Here is a 19,113-nt window from a genome sequence, read left to right as displayed (position 1 = left end):
TTTAGTCGGGATAAATATTCCGGGCCATGTAATCGGTATCAAACTCGGTAAACTTGGTCGGATCAATCTGGTTGATCAGCGTATAGCGGCATACCGCACAGAGTTCCACAAACTTATCGCCATCCATTTCGTTCCGCATCATGCATTTCGCTGCGGGGTGATAAATGCCACCATGATAGCTAACACCACCGGAATATAATCCAATGATTTCCGGCTTCCGGCTGGAGCAGCAGGGTACTAACTGACCCGGAATTCGTGAGTTGGACGTCTTGTCAATCAGTTCATTATGATCGGAAGTGCTATTCGCATTGAATGGGTATGGATTCGCCAGCAGGTAGTTGAGTACCGGTTGGGCAATCAGTTCGGCATGCGGATAATCGGCGGAGCGGCTGCCTTCGGGCATGTCGATAGGTCGGTAAACCAGCACATCATCGTTCGGCGTCAGCGTTTTCAAAAAGTCCGGGAAATCAGCAGGGATGGTTATGGTTATCTGATGGTTGACTGGATCGACGTTCGCAATCGTTACTAAAGGAGATAGGGCATATTGAACCTTGTTAGGCGGATTTCGAATAGCCGTATAAATCGATCCGATAGCGGGCGCTTCCTGAATCGTAATTTTTTGACCGACATGCACCAGGGCTGTTTTTCCGCTCTCCAGTCGAATGTCCTGAAAGGCGTCAACCGGGGGGAAACCCACGCGCGTTTTTATCCGAAGTGTATCCGTTGCCAAATCAATAGACTCAATATCACATATATCGATAAAGGCAGGCGGAACCGGATCGGGATCCAGAATTACCGATAATCGTATCGTTGAGCCAAAGTCTGACAGGGTATAGAGTTTTTCGTTTTTCTTTCGTTTGCGCAGAAACACTGTGTTGCCCGTTGCAAACGGAGCTGCCTGACCAGTTTTGACTATTAATAACAATGTATTCGCATTAACCGAAAGGGCAGTAACAGTAGCACACGTCTGGATGCGATGATACCGCCATTTGATATGGTAGGGTTGTATCCGCTGGGTTCCATCCGAAACTGGAACCAGCAAATCGTCTTTGGTCTGTACGTTACTAAAAATATCCAAATCGGCGCCCGAGCCGGAATACTGGGCGAATGGCCAGTCAGCAACTAGTGAGGCATTGACGGGCTTATTTAGATAACTGTTAAATGGCGGGGATTCGCCGTATTCGTCGCCCAGTCCGAATGAATGGCACAACTCATGCGTAATGGTTCCCTTGGCATCTAACGGTAATTTGATTGGTATGTCAGGTGGTTCCATTGCTACACGTATAGTACCGAAATCACCATGCAGTCGTTCGGTCGATTCATCGCCGATGTTGGCGAACATGTACCCATCCAGATTTTGGGCGCGCCCTCGCTTCGAGGTTGTTATAATAATGATGTTATCCCAGTCTTTTCCTCGTGGCAAGGTAGGATCGGGGGTTGAACTGGGTGAGTGGATAAAGGTTGTGCCGATCAGGTTGCCGTCGGGATCCCGTAATCCAGCAAAAAAATCGTCCAGATAATCCCGCTGTGTTCGGGTTGAGTCCAGGTTAATCAGATCGTAGTTATGATCCGTAAAGGCGGCTGTATAATCATTGATCGTTACTCCTAACGCTGTATCGCGAGGCTCGGGCAAGCGTCTTTGCGAAAGTGTCAGCCACAGATCGATCAGCTCGGTCCGGCTATCGGTCAGTTGATCCACCTGGGCGGAGCTGAGCAAGGTCGTGGCTTTCCACAAATTACCAATCTCCTGATAGGTAGCATTGCCTGTTTGCAGGATGGGCAACCCGACGTTGTAGAGCAGGTTTCGGATTCCCCAATCTAACACAGAGTTACTTTCTGGATCGACAATAGACGGAACCGGGTAGCCTTCCAGATAGGTCGTGCCAACCGGAGTAAGTGCTTCGTTAACAATCAATTCCCCGAAGGACGTTGCCCCGCTTTCGCGCGAGGGAACGAAGACCATCCAATAATTAATAGCTCCCCTAAGTAAGTTGAAAGGAGATGTTATTTTTTTGTTGACCAGATCAGCTACGTAATCCAGAATAAGAACCTTAAAGGCATAGTCCTGATCGGCAGTGAAACCATCGGCAAGAAAAAGAACGTTGACTGCCTCATCCAACTTACTAAAGCCGGGGCTGAGGCCCGTGGAAACCAGTTCAGCGCGTAAAGGAGTAGTTGATGTGAGTAAATCTGAGATAATAACCTGAGCCGTTGCGGTATGGGTAATTCCATTGTACGTGATTTCGGCCGATATCGTATGGGTGCCGCTAAAGCCCGCAGGCCGGATGGTGTTCTCACCCGGACGAATCAGGTCGGATGTCCAGGTTACGTCAATAAGCGGGGAAATGTTGTAGGTAGAAATGGAGCCGCGATTTCCCGTGTGAATAGTATTACCAGCCATGGCTACCGAATTATCATCAAATCGGGCGTAAAGGGTAGCCCGATAATATAAGCCCTGGTAAATGGTCAGTGGATTCGGGGCAATCCAGACCTCCGAAATGGAATTATGGATGTGAATCCGAATGGCGGTTTCCTGTTTGGAACTATCATCGGAGTCTTCACTTCGAACAAAGAGATAGAAGTTGCGGATGCGGTTATTCTTATCGGCGGGTTCGGTTGCATCCAGCGTGATTAGGCAATTGGGTTTCCGTGGGTTCGTGCTCGGGTTAGAAATATGAATACCTAAGTCAGCTGCTTTGGTTGCATCGAAACTGAAGTAAAAATCATACTTGCTGTTCGGATGCTGATTGAGGGCACTTTCATCGACTTCCAGAAGCTGAGTGAAGAAAGGACCACTAGGGTCAGTAGGTGGATCACTCAAAATCTGGAACGACTGCCCCCTAAGCAAATGAACATCGACTGCCGGACGAAACTGGACGGATGGTGCGCGCATACAGTTGAGTTATGGTAACATCGTGGAAGTTAGTTGATTAAACGGTAGGTTTGTGCAGCTTTTGAGTGTACGGTTTTGGCGTAAAACGGTCAGGTGGGGTAAATTTTTCGCTTCATATAGTCCTCATCGAATTTCCCGAACTTAGCTGGGCTGATTATATTAATGAGCGTGTAACGACATACGGCACACAGCTCGACATACTGTCTTTTCTTCTTTCTGACGATTGAATTGCTGCGCATCATACACTGGGCCGTTGGGTGATAGATCTCTCCATGAGCTTCGTCTCCACCCGAATACAGAGCTACAATTTCTTTCTTCCGACGAGAGCAGCAGGGAACCAGTGCTTTTGGAAGAGAGGAATTCTGGATATTTCTGGCGTCAATAATTTCCTCGTTATTCGTATTGGCATTCAACGGATAGGCATTCGTATTTAAATAATCCAGAATGCGTCGGCTAATTAATTCGGCGTACGGATACTGGGCGGTTGCTCCATCGGCAGCTATGGCTGCATACAGCAAGATCTCTTCGTTTTCGTGCAGTTCGGTAAGTTCGGTTTGCAAGGTTCCAGCCGGAATTGACAATATCACCTGGCCAGTACCAGTCGATTCCACCTTGAGCGCGGGTGACAACAGAACGGCAATGGAATCGCCGGGTGCACCCGTCGTGGAGGGCGTTCGGATAATGGTCTGAATTGGATCGGAAACGCGCTCGCGACGGATACGAACCTGCTCTCCTTTTTTGAAAAAAGCAGTTTGCCCCGGCACTAATTCAAGCTCCTGTTGTGCCGCCGATTTGATTGTTACGGTCAGCTTATTGTCGGCGGCATTGATGCTTTTAATAGTAGCTCGCTCCGATAGATAGTTAGCTGGTACTGTTTCTGGGTTTATGATATCGGCCTGCTTCGTATGACCGATATTTTTAAGGCGAAGAACCTGCCGATTAATCCGTCGTTTACGCAAAAAAACGGTTTCGCCCGGCGCAAACGTTACGCGAGCATCTTTAATGGTAACGGTTAACTTGTTAGCGGCAAATGCCAGCGACGTAACCAATGATCCTTTTTGGGTGCGGTGATACCGCCATTTGATCCGGTAGGCATCAATTTCGGTGGTATTAGGCTTATTCGGGTTGGGTCGTTCGAAGTCAGCTTTGGGCTGAATGTTACTCTCATCATCCGTATTATAGGCGGGGAGTCGATATTTAGAAAACGGCCAGGAAGCTACTTTCGAACTCGTATAGACTTCATCATCATAGTCATCATCAGGGGTCGTTTCCCCGTACTCATCACCCAGCCCGAAGGAATGGCATAGTTCATGAGTTAGCACCGACTTTTGAAGTAGCGAAAGTTTGGCCGGAATCTTGACCGGCGCTGCCGAAACCTGGATATCGGCTAAGGTGCCCATTAGCGTTACCAGACCGTCATCACCGGTCAATGTAAACAAATACCCATCGGCATTCTGCTCGCGTCCGCCAAACGTATCCGGTACGAGAAAAACGATATTGGCGTAATCTTTCCCTCGATCGCCCGACGTTGTGCCCATCACAAAAACGGAGCCAATCGCATTGCCATGGACATCTTTGAGGCCTTCCAGAAAATCGTCTAAAAAAATGCGTTGCACCCGTCGCTTGTCAAAGTCGACAGCAGCATACTCGTCATCACGATCGAACGAGATGTAGTCATTTACCATGACCCCAAATGCTGAATCCTTAGCATTTGGTAGCCGACGATCAACGAAGGTTTTCCACAACGTTACCAGATCGTACATATCGGGCTGATCTGGATTGTTTTCCAAATCCGGGAACAGCGTATTCAGTTGACTATCAGTAAGGCGAGTCGTGTTTTCCCAGCGTTTCCGTAGGTGAAAATCGCCAAGCTCTTCGTCACTTTTGAGGGCATATCCTGTGTAATAGAGCAGATTTTCGAACGACCAGTTCATGACGTCGTCATCGTCGGGCTTCTCAGCATTATAGGGCTGGGTGCCCTGCATGGAAGGACCATCGTCACCTGCTTTCCGGGCGTTTTCGCGAACATCCAGCGTGGCCCTATGCGTAATGCCACTCTCGCGTGAAGGAACAAATGCCGACCAGAAATTGATGGAGCCCTTGAGCCAGTTAAACGGAGCCGTTATTTTACTACTGATCAGATCCGAAACGTAATTGTCTACGAGCCGGTTAAAGTCGTCGGCATTTGTGAATCCCTCGGGTAAAAAAAGAATATTAGGAACGTCCATCAAACGGGCAAAACCCGGTGATTCGCTATTGGCAACTTCCCGAACCTTAATGGTTGTCTGTGCCGCATTCAACACGTCCGACATACGCACGGTGCCCGTTGCCGTATGCGTTTTGGTGTCATAGGTCATGGTGAGCTTAACTTCATGGTCGTCCGTGTCGTCGGTGGGTATAATATCACCATCAGCACTAATCAAATCGGCTGTCGACGAGGTCCATCGGAGCTGAATGGGGTTGGTGATGGAGTAATCAATGTCGTCATCGTCGTCACCCGTATACAAGCTGCTAATTTCAGCTACGACGCCATCATCGAACAGGGCATAGACGCCAAACCGGGCAGTGTCCATCTCCTGATAAACTGTTAATGGAGACGGTGTTACCCATACATCCTGGATTGCCTGGTGAACGTGAATCCGAATGGCGGTTTGGGCAATGGAGATATCATCCGGGTCGGTATCGTCGGTTACCTCCACAAAAACCAGGAAATTGTTGATCAGGAAGGCCGAATCAATTGGGGCCGATTTTGGAAGTTCGATCAGGCAGGATGGCCGATCGGCTGTGCCATCATTTTTGATATTTATTTTTAGATCGGCAGAGGGTATAAAGCTGGGGAAGAAACGGTAGCTCACCGAACGGTCATCATCCAGATTGTCGAGGTAAGTACCTACGTCGGTGTTATCTAACTCCAGAAAAACGATCAAATCAATCGATTGACCGCGGAGCAGATGGATGTCGTAAGGCGGATGAAAACCCGGTTGAGGAGCATTCATAGCGATGAGCGTTTAGGACGTCATCGAATGTAATTAGTTCGCTATAAGTGCTTTATGATTACTTATCGAACGGCAATTAAAATGAGCGTGCAAGGTTTTCTGACAGGATTTACAGGATAAACAGGATTTCTATTGTTTTCAAAATCCTGTTTATCCTGTAAATCCTGTCAGAAAATACCTGCTTTAACTCCTCGTCTGATTAGGTAAACTGCCTGTTTTGCTTTCGTAGATAGACTGTATCAAACCACTCTAAACCTCGATACTACTATGAAAACTTCACGCCGGAATTTTTTGCGAAATTCTGCCCTGACCGCTACCGGAGCGGGATTGATTAGCTTACCTAGCCTGGAGGCCATTGCCAGTCAGCGCAAAAAGATTTCCCCGAATGATAAACTTCAGGTTGGGTTGATTGGCTGCAATGGCATGGGTTGGTCGGACCTTCGCTCGCATTTATTGATGAGTGATGTCGAGTGTGTAGCCCTGGCGGATGTTGATCAGAGTGTGCTGGACAAACGCTCGGCCGATGCGCAAACCATGCAGCAAAACAAGCCGCAGCTGTTCAAAGACTACCGGAAACTGCTGGAAAACAAAGATATAGATGCCGTTATCATTGGCACACCTGATCACTGGCATTGTATGGCCATGATCGACTCGGTGTCGGCGGGAAAGCATGTGTATGTGGAGAAACCGCTGGCTAATAGTATTGAAGAATGTAATCTGATGCTGGCGGCTGCGAAAAAATATAACAAGATTGTGCAGGTAGGTCAATGGCAACGGAGTGGTTCGCACTATGAAAAAGCCATTGAATATATTCGGTCGGGGAAACTGGGCAACATTCGCCTGGTGAAAGTCTGGGCGTACCAAGGATGGATGAACCCCGTTCCTGTCCGTCCCGATAGTGCGCCACCTGCGGGTGTCGACTACGATATGTGGCTGGGACCAGCGCCCAAACGCCCCTTTAATCCGAACCGTTTCCATTTCAATTTTCGCTGGTTCTGGGATTATGCAGGTGGTCTGATGACGGACTGGGGCGTTCACGAAATTGACATTGCGCTCTATGCCATGAATGCGAAAGCGCCCAAATCAGTAATGGCGTCGGGTGGTAAACTCGCCTATCCTGACGATGCCTCCGAAACTCCTGATACGCTACAAGCTGTGTATGAATACGATGGCTTCAACATGCTTTGGGAACATGCGACAGGTATCGACGGTGGGAACTATGGCCGTACAGAAGGCATTGCTTTTATCGGTAATAACGCAACGCTCGTATTGAACCGGGATGGCTGGTCGTTACTTCCAGAAACCCAAACCAAGAATGGAATCAAAGTCTATAAAGTGGACGACATCCCCGATCAGGCCCGTAATGGTGACTACCTGAATGAGCATACGAAAAACTTTGTCAACGCCATTAAAGCGAACGATGCCAGTTTGCTTAAGTGTGGCATTGAAACAGGAAGTATTGCGGCTATTAACGCCCATATGGGTAACATCGCGTACAAAACGGGCCGTAAGGTTTACTGGGATACGGCTACAAAAGGATTCAAGAATGATACGCAGGCCAATGCTTTATTGGCTGCTCATTATCATAATGGCTGGAAATTACCTGTTGTTTAATGGGCTCAAATCAAAAAACGCTGGCCCTATCGGAGCCAGCGTTTCCTATCTTATCTACATTACTATAACTGCGCCCACAGTTAACAGAATCAATGTATAAAGAGCAATATTTGTACCAATGATCAATAAAATATGACATTTTATTGAGCAAATTGTAAATATGGTAACAAATAGAAAGTTCAGTATAGCTACTACTTCTCAACGGGGCTGATACTGCTCTCAGCCGTATTACTGATAAATGCAACCCGTTTGCTATCTGGGGACCATGAAGGCGTGTTAATCGTACCTTGACCACCGTAGATGTAAGCAATTACCTTGGGCTGGCCGACACCCGAAATGGGCAGCAGACGCAGGTAAACGTGCTTATAAAATGGGTGATCATCCGGCTTCACTTCCTCCTTCAAAAATGACAGAAACACAATCCATTTACCATCGGGGGAGATGTGCGGGAACCAGTCGTGAAACTCCCCATTGGTAATCGCTTCTTCATCACTGCCATCGGCTTTCATGCGGTAGAGTTGCATCGTACCCGTACGACTGGAATTGAAATAGATGTACTTGCCATCGGGCGTATATTCGGGACCGTCATCCAGGCCCTTGGCTTCGGTTAACTTAACTTCGGGGCCACCGCCGGAAGGGACGCTGTAAATATCGAATTCGTTATCCCGAGAACCGGTAAACACCAGCGTCTTCTTGTCTGGTGACCAGCCGTGCAGGTAAGAAGGGCCTTTGGGGGTAATCTGTTTTGGCGAACCACCGGTTGCGGGAACGGTGTAAATAATGGAGCCGCCTAATTCTTTGACTCCACTGCTCAAGCCCAGCATCTTACCATCAAAAGACAGGACGTGGTCGTTATTGTTATTTTTTACATCTCCTGTGTTTAAAACTGAAGGCTGACCTTTCGCTAGGTTAAAGCTGTACATCAGACCGTCACCATTGTACAAAAGTGTTTTTCCGTCGGGCATCCAGTTTGGTGCCTGAATGGACTTGGGCGCATTGAAGATTACCTGCCGATTGCCGGTCGATACGTCCAGTATTTCCAGGTTACTGGCCAGATACTCACGATAAGGTACGAGTCCGTCGTGCGCGGGAACACTGATCCGTACATCACGGAACGTGCCCCGTTCGAGTACGTCTTTGTTATGCGATCCGATAAATAATCCCACATAAACCTCATCGCCAAGATTCAGGTCAGTCACCTGCTCGGTTACGAAGGGTTCGCCAAACTTGGCTACCCGCATGGTGTACGTAGTGCCTTTGCGTTCCAGTTGAATGACGTCGGCATGGGTTAGTTTCGAACGAACTTCTTCCGTATTAGCGCCGGTTGTGCGCCGGAACTGGAGCGAGGTTAGTCCATCGCCATGTTCGGCCGCGTTGATATGTGCCGATTTACCGTCGAGGCTACTCCGAACCATCCAGCCAACTTTGCGGTGCGGGTCAACACCCTTTCCGATGAGGCCTGCCCGCGTGTACAGAATGAAGTCACCTTTTATGCGCTTCCACATAAACTGAAACTCATCATGATCAAACCAGATGTTGTAGCCGGAACCGGAGAGCTCATATTGGTGAGTCTGAGGATTATACTGCGCTGAACCGGGCTTCAGAACAGCGCCAATGTCGGTATGGCCCTCAAATATTCCCAGATTCTGGGCCAGAATCGGCGTGTTGAGTAACAGCAATAGGCTGGCTAAACAGGCTAGCAGTGGACGTTGTAGACGTTTCATTAGGTTGGTAATACGTTATGTTAGGTCTACCTTAAAAGCCCGGTTTGGTACATTCTAATGCCGACTAAGTAATTAATGAGTAGGGCGGCTGGGCACACAGAGCACATTACCCTTTTTCGATGGGAATGATCATCTCAACTCGCGTACCGATTGGATTATTATTGGCATCGAAAAGATCTATAATCTCGAGTTTGGCATCACTGTCTTTCCGGCTGAGCGACTCAAAAAGTCCCTTTGTCATTTCTTGCCCCCGCGAGATGTGTCCTTCCCGTTGTGGGGTTAGTTTTCGACCGACACCGTTGTCTTCGATGGTGCAATAAATGTGGTTCCGGTCGATGTGAGCCGATATTTTGAGGTTTTTCTCGCCTTCTTTGGGCATCAGTCCATGCCAGATGGCATTCTCGACATAAGGTTGGAGCAACATGGGCGGTAACAGCGCATCCAGCAGGGTTTCGTTGTCTTCAATGTCGAATTCGTAGTGAAATTCGTGATTGAAGCGGAATGACTCCATTTCAATATACATCCGTAGCGTTTCAATAATCTGCTCGAAACGTAGGTATTGGTGATTCGAGTTTTCCATAATGCGCCGAACCAGCCTTGAAAACTTCGACAAGTATTTAGCGCCCTCAATACCCCGGTCGGTGAGCAGGTAATTTTGAACCGAGTTAAGTGAGTTGAACAGAAAATGCGGATTCATTTGCGATTGCAACGCCCTGAGTTTCAGTTCGGCAATTTGCAGATCCATGCGATTGCGTTCGGCGATTGTGCGGTTACGTTCGGCCAGCGAGTTGACTCGCCAGCGCATCATGCCCACCACAAGACCGCCAATGAACAGGCCAATGAGCGACCGGAACCACCAGGTAGCCGTGAAATGGGGTTTCACTGTAAAGCGAACTGCCAACGGCTTATCAGTCCAGACACCGCTACCATTGCCGCTTTTAATGTTGAGCTGATAGGCTTCGGGAGCCAGATTGGTAAACGATAGCATGTGCCGGTCTCCCAGATCAACCCAGGCCGTATCCAGCCCCTGCAACTGATATTTATATTGATTTTTGGAGGTTGGTTCGTAATTCAATGCCGAGAACGAGAACGTGATTGCATTCTCGTCGGGCTGAAGAATAATCTCCTTCGAGACATCCTGCTGAACCGGTTTGCCTTTTACTTCAACAGAACTAAGGGCGATGTGTGGCTTGGTAATCTGATTGTTTAATAGGTTGACATTTAAAGTGTTGATCGTATTCGTATGGCCCAGGAGCAACTCATTTGTCGGACTGTAAAAGAACCCAACCGGGGAGTTGCTATGAAGCCCCTCAATGGTAGTTACATAGCGGATCGTATGGTTTTTGGGGTTCGCGATATTGATGCCTTCATTCGTACTGAACCAGAGATTCTTATTGGGTGATTCGGCAATGTTGGAACAGTACGTATCAATGAGCGCGTCCGTTTTGAACTCGAACGTAGTCAGAATCTGGCCCGTACTCGACAATTTCGATACGCCCCCCCAACTGGCAATCAGGATGGAGCCGTCAGTCGTTCGTTGCATACCATTGATGCAATCGCCACCAATAATTTTTCCTTTATTGGCCGGAAGGCTTTCGATGTTAATGAATTCGGCTCGTTTTTCATCGAAATAGAATAGGCCGCGCGAACAGGTCGCTACCCAGATACGTCCATCAATACCCTCCACAATCCCTTTGATGTACGTCAGATTCAGTAGTTTGTGATTCTCTTTTTCGGGCCAGAGTTTGATTTCCTGATTCGTGACGGGGTCGATTACTTTTACGCCATCGTTTAAGTTGGCAATCCAGATTCTACCTTTTCGGTCGATCAGCCCGTCGCGAAAATCGGTGTTCTTGTACAGTCGGGCGGCTGGTTGCCAGAGCGAAAAGCGACCTTGCTGAAGATCGCCCACAAAAACCCCTTTATCGGTAAAGGCAAAAGGGCGCCCCTGAATCCACCGAAGCTGCTGAGTAAGAGCCGTGGTCGGATAGGTCAGTGGCTGGAAGTGATTGGTAGCGGGTGTCCAGATTAAAGCCCCCGAATGCGATAATCCCAACAGGTAGGCACCATTGGGAACGGGTAAAATACTGGTAATTTTAACCGGGAGTCGAACGATGTTTGGTGGAATATCGACCGTATGAATGCCCGCGTTTCGATAACGGTATTTGTAAATGCCCTCTCCTGTTCCAATCCAGAGAATACCATTGGCCTGGTCGTCATACATATCTTTAATCTGAACGCCCGTATTATAGAATTCAGGTAAATGATAGAGTTCATTCCGATCAGGATAAAAAATACTCACCCCATCATCGGTGCCAACGAACAGGATTTTGCGCCCGTTTTCGTCCTGGGATTCTCGCGCGCACACCACATTTGTATGATCGAAACCTTCTTTGCGAACCCAGAACGATTGGGTTTTCGGTGAAAACCAGACCAGGCCATATTCGTACCCACCAATCCACAGATTACCTTCGGCATCGGCTGAGGCTTTACATAGGCGGATTGGTATGCGATTTTTGGGTAAAACAGCTTCCTGGCCTAATAGACAAATGAGTTTGTCGTGGGCACGATCATAGCGATAGAGCCCAAGTTCCGAAACGACCCACAATACGCGCTGAGCGTCTTCAAAAAAGCTGGCATACTGGTACACATCTCCACCTGAAACAGGCTGCGAAAATGTGTACCGACGGAGTTTTTTGGTAGCCGGGTCGTAGCGTTTGACTGAGGTGTAATCGCACACCCATACCTGATCGTACGAATCCACCATACCCTGTTCGTGCAGATCGTTACTGGGGTCCGTATCGTCATAGTTGTTCTTGGCTATCGTTGTAACAGCCAGCGTTTTTACATCGATTTTGCAAAGACCTCGGGTATCGTTAGACGTGTAGATATCGCCCTTGGAGTCGGTAGAAACACCGGAACAATAGCCCAGTTTCAGGCTATCTAGCCGCAGGAAATTATAGCCATCGTAGCGGCATATGTTTCGCCCGGTGCCGATCCACAAAAAGCCCTGCCGGTCTTTGTTCAGACACCAGACATCGTTGGAGGGTAACCCCTCACGAGTTGTCAGGTGTTCAAGTTTTAGGCTGGGCATTTGGGCCGATGCTGACCAATGGACTATAATAACCAGCAGACCAAACAGAAAACAACGCATTTGTAGATAGGTAAATAGGCAGGTTTTGTTTCAGAGGATTCTAGGGATGTTGAGGAATTTATCGGCCCGATAGTCAGAATCTATAGAATCTTCAGAATTCATAGATTCAAAAATTACCGTTACTTAAAACAGATATAACACGAGCAGGATAATTAGTGCCACAACAATCAGGATAATCCAGTCGATTGCTTGTTCGGAAAACCTATGCAGCCAACGGGTCAACAAGTTCATAGGTTTTTTTTTCATAAGCTAATCCCCGCGTTTCATGCGCTCTCTTGGTGGTGATTGGTAAGGATAGAGTGGTTAAAACAGCCTATTTAGCCGTTCGGAAACAGACCAACTTGATATCCGGGGCAATCCATCCCTAAAACGGTGGTTCTGATTTGATAGGCGGTTAAATCGGGGTCAGACAGGCTTACTTCTGTCTAATGAACTGCTGAACTCAATGAGTAACAAAGGGCCAGCAACTAACTTTATCAAACCGAATAAACCTATTGATTCGCCAACCAGGTGGTGCTGGTGGACATGTATTCCTATAACCTACTTGTATGAAAAACAGTCTCTTTGCCTGTAGTGCTGTCTGCCTGATGGTAGGCTTGATAACTCCGGCTTTATCCCAGAAAACGACCGATGATCGGATGCGGATTGCTGCCGAAATGGAGAAGTCGATCCGTACCGAAATGCTTAATAAATGGTATCCACAGGCGGTCGACAGGGAGTTTGGAGGTTACCTGAGTACCTTCACCTATGATTTTAAACCAACGGGGCCACAGGACAAAATGATTGTTACCCAGGCTCGCCATACCTGGACAACCGCCAAAGCCGCCGAACGTTACCCGGAAGTTGCTTACTACAAGGAAAATTCCCGGCATGGCTTTCTGTTCCTTCGGGACAAAATGTGGGATAAACAACACGGTGGTTTTTACACCTTGGTCGATCGGCAGGGGAATCCTAAAAATGCCTCCACTAAAGTAGCTTACGGGAATGCGTTTGGGCTTTACGCGCTGAGTGCCTACTACCATATGTCGCACGATACGGCTGCGCTGAATCTGGCTAAAAAGTCGTTCAACTGGCTGGAACAGCATAGTCATGACCCTATTCACAAAGGTTATTTTCAGGACTTGGAGCAGGATGGTACGCCCATTAAGCGCGATGCGTCTATACCATCGACAGCCAGTACGGGCTATAAAGATCAGAACAGTTCGATTCACCTGCTGGAAGCACTCACCGAACTTTATGCCGTGTGGCCTGTCCCACTGGTTCGTGAGCGTCTGGACGAAATGCTCCATCTGGTGCGGGATGTCATTACGACACCCAAAGGCAACCTGACCCTGTTTTTACAACCCGACTGGAAACCCGTGTCGTTTCGCGATTCGTCGGAAGCCGTTGTGCTCAAACACCGTAATCTGGATCACCTGTCGTTTGGGCACGATGTAGAAACGGCTTATCTAATGCTGGAAGCCTCGCATGCGCTGGGCCTGAAGAATGACACCAAGACATTACAGGTGGGCAAACGTATGGTTGATCAGGCTCTGGCTACTGGCTGGGACAAAAAAGTGGGTGGCTTCTACGATCAGGGATATTACTTCAAGGACAAACCCGGCGTGTCGATCATTGATGAAAGCAAAAACTGGTGGACGCAAGCCGAAGGGTTGAACACACTTCTGTTGATGGCCGATAAATACCCCAATGATCCCATGCAGTATTTTGCGAATTACAAACTGCTTTGGCAATATTGCCAGACGTATCTGATTGATCATCAGTACGGTGAATGGTACGAGGAGGGTCTGGACAAAGACCCCGAGCGTAAGACAGGCCTGAAGGGTCATATCTGGAAAGCGGCTTACCATACGTATCGGGCCTTATCGAGTTGTGTCGATCGCTCAAACGGCAAGGAGAATGGACACTCCGCTGGGAAACATTGACTGAGTCGATTTTAACGGGTGTCAACCGTCATTTATATGGGAAATTCGCGAAGAGGCTTTATCCGAACAACTGCTTCACTGGCCGCTTTATCGGTTGGTGGCCTCCCTACGACAGGTAGAAACCTTCCTGCCGACCAACATACTTCGACAGAGACGATGGCCTTGAGTCGGGATGCTGGTATGCAGCTGTGTGAAGCCTATTTCAACGGAATGAATGAGCAGAAAATTGCCCTGACGAAACAGATGGATGTGCTTGGGGCAGTTGGTGGCATAAATCCCGGTATGGTTGGCCTGAAAGACGTAAAACCCTGGGAGTATCAGGCGGTAGTTGCAGTAAAAGAAGCCTGGGAGAAAGTTGGGCTCAAACTTCGCGTGATTGAAGGGCCACCCGCTTTGGGTGAAAAAACCAAACTGGGGCTAGACGGTCGGGATGAGGAAATTGCCAATTTTATTACGTTCATGAAAAATCTGGCCAAAGTCGGCATCGACACCATTTGCTACAACTGGATGCCGGTCATAGGTTGGTACCGAACGCAAAATGACCGCCCAGGCCGGGGTGGGGCATTGGTAACCGCTTTTGACTATGAAGCCATCAAAAATTTACCCTTAACTCAGTACGGCGAAGTATCGAAGGAGACTTTGTGGAAGAACCTGGACTATTTTCTGAAGGCCGTGGTTCCCGAAGCGGAGAAAGCTGGCATCAAACTGGCCATGCATCCAGATGATCCTCAGGTGGATAGCATTCGGGGAATTTCTCGCATCATGAATACGGTGGATTCATTCAAACGGTTACTGGAACTGTATCCAAGTCCAAACAATGGGATCACTATGTGTCAGGGCAATTTTGCCCTGATGGGGCAGAACATACCGGAGCTGATTGACTATTTCGGCAAGCGAAACAAAATTCACTTTGTCCATTTTCGGAACGTGCGGGGCGGCAAATTCGCCTTCGAAGAAACCTTCCACGATGAGGGAATCATTGACATGTACCAGGCCATGAAGGCATATTACGACATCGGTTTCAAAGGCCCCATTCGCCCGGACCATGTACCGACTATGGCTGGTGATAGCAATGAACATCCCGGCTATAGCACCATCGGAACCTTATACGCCTTAGGCTATATGCGTGGCCTGATGGAAGCTGTCAGTAAGCGAAAAACTTAAGCCGGTTGGGTTTCGGCAGGTGGGTCAAACAGAGGAATGCCGACCAGAAAGCGCTCCTCATCGTGGTAAACCATAACAGACGACTGATCGAGCAGTTTGTATTTCATCATAATGTTCTGCAAGCCAATCTGATTCGACGGAACGGCTATCTTCTTCTTTTGCAGGTTGTTTTCTACGTACAGATGCCCATTCTGCGTGTATAATTTGATGGTCAGCGGGCGCTCGGCCAGGATGATATTGTGCTTGATCGCGTTCTCGAATAAAATCTGAAGCGTGAGGGGAGGAATCCGATAAGTCAGGTACTTACTCTCGATGTCATTCTCCAGAAAAATGCCGTCGCCGTAGCGGGTTTTAATTAAGTGGAAATAGGCATTAATGAACTGCATTTCTTCGTCGAGTGGACAAAGGTCGCGGCTGTTCTGTTGAAGCAGGTAGCGGTATACCGATGAGAGTTCGTCCAGAAAGCGTTCGGCCTGCTCAGCATCGGAGGTAATTAACGACGACAGCGAATTCAGATTATTGAACAGAAAATGGGGGTTGATCTGCGTTTTCAATGAATCGAGCTGGCTTTGCAGATTCACTTTTTTGAGTTCCAGGGCCTCGGTATAGGATACTCGCCAGCGCTGATACAAGTAAACGCCTTCGTAATAGGCCGCAATCTGAACCGTACCTACGACCGAGACAAGCGTATTGAAAAAATAAGGCTTGAACAGGAAGGTATCTTCCGATGGCCAGAGGCCAATAAACTCATAGAAAAGCGTTTGTGAGATTCGGATACCGCTGGCACAGCAAACAAACCAGGCCAACTGGTACAAAACCCGCTTGAGCGTCTGGTTCAGTTCGGGATAGCGCCGACGTGAAAAAATAATGCCTCTGCGATTGGCTTCCCAGACCAGAACACTTCCCAGAATGAAAAAAAACGGAATGCGCCAATCATCCGGATACGGCATGTTGGTATAGCCGTACATCATCCATTGCCCTGTTAACGCGAGTAACGGGACACCGATAATGCGCATCCATTTATCATTCAGTCTCTGCATTGTTTCGAAAACGTATTTTTTGACAGGATTAACAGGATAAAACAGGATTTTTATTAGCTCTATAATCCTGTTTTATCCTGTTAATCCTGTCAAAAAGAATTTGTCTTACAGATAACGCTGTCGGAATTTTACGGTACCGTAGTTGTTGATGGAACGGGCGTTTTTACGGCGTCAGGCTTCTTTACCGCCACAAGGGTTATCAATGCAGACAGCAATAAGGAACCAGCCATAAAAATATACGAAGCCCCGAAACCATGAGTCGCGCCGTTTAAATAGCCTACAATATAGGAGCCGATGAATGACCCTAAAGCCCCTAAACTGTTAATGAGTGCCATAGCGCCACCGGCCACATTTTTGGGAAGTATCTCTGGAATAATGGCGAAAAAAGGGCCGTAGGGGGCATACATGGCTCCTCCCGCAATGATAAGCAGGGCAAAGGATAGCCAGAAATGATCGGCGCCCAATAAGTAGGAACCGTAGAAGGCAAGAGCACCAATTAATAAAAAAGGCCAGACAAAGGCTTTTCTGTTTAGGGTTTTATCCGAAAAATAGGAAGCACTCAGCATGCCAATAATCGCCAATACGTAAGGAACTGACGATAACCAGCCAGTTTTGACAATCGACATATTTGGCGCAGCGTGCAGAATCGACGGAAGCCACATCACAAAACCATAGACCCCAATGCTCCATAATGCGTACTGCAAACTCAGCAGAATGACCACCCTGGATTTAAACGCTTCTGCGTAGTTTTTGACGGGTTTAATGCCTTGTTGCTCCAGCTGTAGCTGTTCTGCTAAGGCTTGCTTTTCTGAATCAGTCAGCCAGTTGGCATCCTGTGGTTTATCATCAACGAGCCGCCACCAGAAAAAAGCCCAGACAATAGCCGGAAGTCCTTCCAGAATAAACATCCACCGCCAGCCGACGGCCTGGATTAAATACCCCGACAGCACCGACATCCAGAGAATGGTAGCCGGATTGCCCAGAATCAAAAACGTATTAGCCTGAGAGCGTTCGGCTTTGGTAAACCAGCGACTTAAGAAAAGTAGCATCGACGGCATAACCGCACTCTCGACTACACCAAGCATAAATCGAATGACAATCAATGCATTTACGTTGCTGATAATGCCCGTTGCCATGGCGAGCCCACCCCACAGAATCAACGACCAGAATATCAATTGTTTGGCACTTCGGTTCTCCGCATAAACCGCTCCTGGAACCTGAAAGAAAAAGTAGCCCAGAAAGAATAGGGAGCCTAGCAACGAAGACATGGAGGGCGTGATGTGCAAATCGGTCGCCATGCCACTGGCTGCCCCAAAACCAAAATTAGCCCGGTCTAAGTAAGCCAGACTGTAGGTAATAAACGCAATCGGTAGGAGTCGGTACCACCGAGATTTAGCCATTATCTTATCCATTTATACTGACCGCTGGGCCGCTTGTTTTTGTACATGATGTTATTGCCAACAGGAAAGGTGCGTGGTGGGACTGCTCTACTACTCAGCGGTCATATAGAAGCAGACTGAACCATATTTTGTGTGACCCCGATGGGGTCAGATGTTTATAGTAATAATGGTCTTCCTATAAACTTTTGACCCCATCGGGGTCATACCATTACTGATTTAAGCCAATCCTGTTGAGTTACTTATACGTGTTGCGCTTACGACAATGGCTGGGGTGGGGGAGTCCCGGCGGGCCTTGACTTGTCGGAGGGCAAGGGAACGAACTCTGTATTGTCGTTGGGTGGCAGGGCAATACGACCCGCTAGCCAGTCTGCTTTAGCCTGCTCGATTCGCTCGGGACGCGAAGAAACAAAGTTCCACCAGATGAATCGTTCGCCGAGAGGCTCGCCCCCAAGCAGCATGAGCGTACAGGTTTCACGAGCCACCAGCACCGGGTCATTTCCAGGTGTAAAAATCAACAGCTGACCAATTCCATACGTTTGACCACTGACCTCTATGCTGCCTTTGGCTACATAAACACCCCGTTCAGAATAGCCCTGGGGTAAGCCGAACCGAGCGCCGGGTTGCAGAACAACGTGGGCATAAAACAGGGGCGAATGCGTTTTGACGTCGTTTCGAAGGCCAAAAACATCCCCGGCAATAAGTCGTAACCACACGCCTTTGTCCGTAAAGATGGGTAGTTCAGCCGATGCGTAGTTTTCGAAAGTTGGCGCTTGTTCCTCATTGGCTTCGGGTAGTGCTACCCAGGTCTGGATCATTTCCAGCGAGCCTCCCACCAGCGTAGCCGGATCTTCGAATCGCTCGGAGTGAGCAATACCTTTTCCGGCGGTCATCCAGTTGACCTCACCTGGTTTTATGATCTGTTGAACACCCAGACTGTCGCGGTGCGTCACCTGCCCATCGAACAGATAGCTGACTGTAGATAGGCCAATGTGTGGGTGGGGAAGTACATCCATGTTGGATGCCTGATCGGGCGTGAAACTAACCGGCCCCGCGTGATCCATAAAAATGAACGGCCCGAGCATACGCCGAAGCCGGTAAGGTAAAATACGCCGGACGGCAAACCCATTTCCGAGGGAGGCCTGACGTGCGTCAATGAGTTGATGGACCATAAAGCAGTGAGGATGGAAGGTTGACTTCCCCAGT

At 48.4% G+C, this 19,113-nt stretch carries 11 protein-coding genes; 3 read left to right on the top strand and 8 right to left on the bottom strand.

Annotated features, from left to right (window positions below; genetic code table 11):
* Position 1 precedes the first annotated feature (1 nt).
* Positions 2–2,893: a hypothetical protein gene (locus tag GO755_RS04165; RefSeq protein WP_157583394.1), complete on the bottom strand. Its 2,892-nt coding sequence runs from the start codon at positions 2,891–2,893 to the stop codon at positions 2–4.
* 89 nt (positions 2,894–2,982) lie between these two features.
* Positions 2,983–5,889, bottom strand: coding sequence for a hypothetical protein (locus GO755_RS04160; RefSeq protein WP_157583392.1), 2,907 nt, complete (start codon positions 5,887–5,889; stop codon positions 2,983–2,985).
* Positions 5,890–6,156: 267 nt separating this feature from the next.
* Between GO755_RS04160 and GO755_RS04155 the strand changes: the two genes are divergently transcribed.
* Complete coding sequence (locus GO755_RS04155; protein ID WP_157583390.1) at positions 6,157–7,503, top strand: Gfo/Idh/MocA family protein; 1,347 nt, start codon at positions 6,157–6,159, stop codon at positions 7,501–7,503.
* Between the two features lie 191 nt (positions 7,504–7,694).
* Here GO755_RS04155 and GO755_RS04150 read toward each other — a convergent pair whose 3' ends face one another.
* From GO755_RS04150 to GO755_RS41780, 3 genes are all read right to left on the bottom strand, one after another.
* Positions 7,695–9,227 carry a TolB family protein gene (locus tag GO755_RS04150; protein ID WP_157583388.1) on the bottom strand — a complete coding sequence of 511 codons (1,533 nt, stop codon included), beginning with the start codon at positions 9,225–9,227 and terminating at the stop codon, positions 7,695–7,697.
* A 106-nt stretch (positions 9,228–9,333) separates the two neighbouring features.
* Entirely contained in the window at positions 9,334–12,381 is a 3,048-nt protein-coding gene (locus GO755_RS04145; protein ID WP_157583386.1) for a ligand-binding sensor domain-containing protein, read from the bottom strand.
* 123 nt (positions 12,382–12,504) lie between these two features.
* Complete coding sequence (locus GO755_RS41780; RefSeq protein WP_262886979.1) at positions 12,505–12,627, bottom strand: hypothetical protein; 123 nt, start codon at positions 12,625–12,627, stop codon at positions 12,505–12,507.
* Between the two features lie 302 nt (positions 12,628–12,929).
* On the opposite strand from GO755_RS41780, the gene GO755_RS04140 reads away from it, so the two are divergent.
* On the top strand, positions 12,930–14,306 hold the full coding sequence (locus GO755_RS04140) for an AGE family epimerase/isomerase (protein ID WP_227686859.1): 1,377 nt from the start codon (positions 12,930–12,932) through the stop codon (positions 14,304–14,306).
* 36 nt (positions 14,307–14,342) lie between these two features.
* Positions 14,343–15,470 carry a mannonate dehydratase gene (locus GO755_RS04135; protein ID WP_157583384.1) on the top strand — a complete coding sequence of 376 codons (1,128 nt, stop codon included), beginning with the start codon at positions 14,343–14,345 and terminating at the stop codon, positions 15,468–15,470.
* On the opposite strand, the gene GO755_RS04130 is transcribed toward GO755_RS04135, so the two are convergent.
* From GO755_RS04130 to GO755_RS04120, 3 genes are all read right to left on the bottom strand, one after another.
* The gene (locus GO755_RS04130) at positions 15,467–16,510 is read right to left on the bottom strand and encodes a sensor histidine kinase (protein ID WP_157583382.1); all 1,044 of its coding nucleotides are present in this window, start codon (positions 16,508–16,510) and stop codon (positions 15,467–15,469) included. The genes GO755_RS04135 and GO755_RS04130 overlap by 4 nt on opposite strands.
* 128 nt (positions 16,511–16,638) lie before the next feature.
* Positions 16,639–17,922 carry an MFS transporter gene (locus tag GO755_RS04125; protein ID WP_157583381.1) on the bottom strand — a complete coding sequence of 428 codons (1,284 nt, stop codon included), beginning with the start codon at positions 17,920–17,922 and terminating at the stop codon, positions 16,639–16,641.
* Positions 17,923–18,164: 242 nt separating this feature from the next.
* Positions 18,165–19,079 carry a pirin family protein gene (locus GO755_RS04120; RefSeq protein WP_157583379.1) on the bottom strand — a complete coding sequence of 305 codons (915 nt, stop codon included), beginning with the start codon at positions 19,077–19,079 and terminating at the stop codon, positions 18,165–18,167.
* Positions 19,080–19,113 lie beyond the last annotated feature (34 nt).

It is taken from the genome of Spirosoma arboris, assembly GCF_009754945.1.
Lineage (GTDB): Bacteria > Bacteroidota > Bacteroidia > Cytophagales > Spirosomataceae > Spirosoma > Spirosoma arboris.
Note: the sequence above shows the minus strand (reverse complement) of the source record. Positions and strands in the feature narration are given on the sequence as shown.

What these genes read in the sequence shown, in the direction of transcription:
- GO755_RS04160 (WP_157583392.1), bottom strand. Translation starts at nt 5,889, where the DNA reads ATGAATGCTCCTCAACCGGGTTTTCATCCGCCTTACGACATCCATCTG.
- GO755_RS04125 (WP_157583381.1), bottom strand. Translation starts at nt 17,922, where the DNA reads ATGGATAAGATAATGGCTAAATCTCGGTGGTACCGACTCCTACCGATT.
- GO755_RS41780 (WP_262886979.1), bottom strand. Translation starts at nt 12,627, where the DNA reads ATGAAAAAAAAACCTATGAACTTGTTGACCCGTTGGCTGCATAGGTTT.
- GO755_RS04145 (WP_157583386.1), bottom strand. Translation starts at nt 12,381, where the DNA reads ATGCGTTGTTTTCTGTTTGGTCTGCTGGTTATTATAGTCCATTGGTCA.
- GO755_RS04150 (WP_157583388.1), bottom strand. Translation starts at nt 9,227, where the DNA reads ATGAAACGTCTACAACGTCCACTGCTAGCCTGTTTAGCCAGCCTATTG.
- GO755_RS04120 (WP_157583379.1), bottom strand. Translation starts at nt 19,079, where the DNA reads ATGGTCCATCAACTCATTGACGCACGTCAGGCCTCCCTCGGAAATGGG.
- GO755_RS04140 (WP_227686859.1), top strand. Translation starts at nt 12,930, where the DNA reads ATGAAAAACAGTCTCTTTGCCTGTAGTGCTGTCTGCCTGATGGTAGGC.
- GO755_RS04165 (WP_157583394.1), bottom strand. Translation starts at nt 2,893, where the DNA reads ATGCGCGCACCATCCGTCCAGTTTCGTCCGGCAGTCGATGTTCATTTG.
- GO755_RS04135 (WP_157583384.1), top strand. Translation starts at nt 14,343, where the DNA reads ATGGGAAATTCGCGAAGAGGCTTTATCCGAACAACTGCTTCACTGGCC.
- GO755_RS04155 (WP_157583390.1), top strand. Translation starts at nt 6,157, where the DNA reads ATGAAAACTTCACGCCGGAATTTTTTGCGAAATTCTGCCCTGACCGCT.
- GO755_RS04130 (WP_157583382.1), bottom strand. Translation starts at nt 16,510, where the DNA reads ATGCAGAGACTGAATGATAAATGGATGCGCATTATCGGTGTCCCGTTA.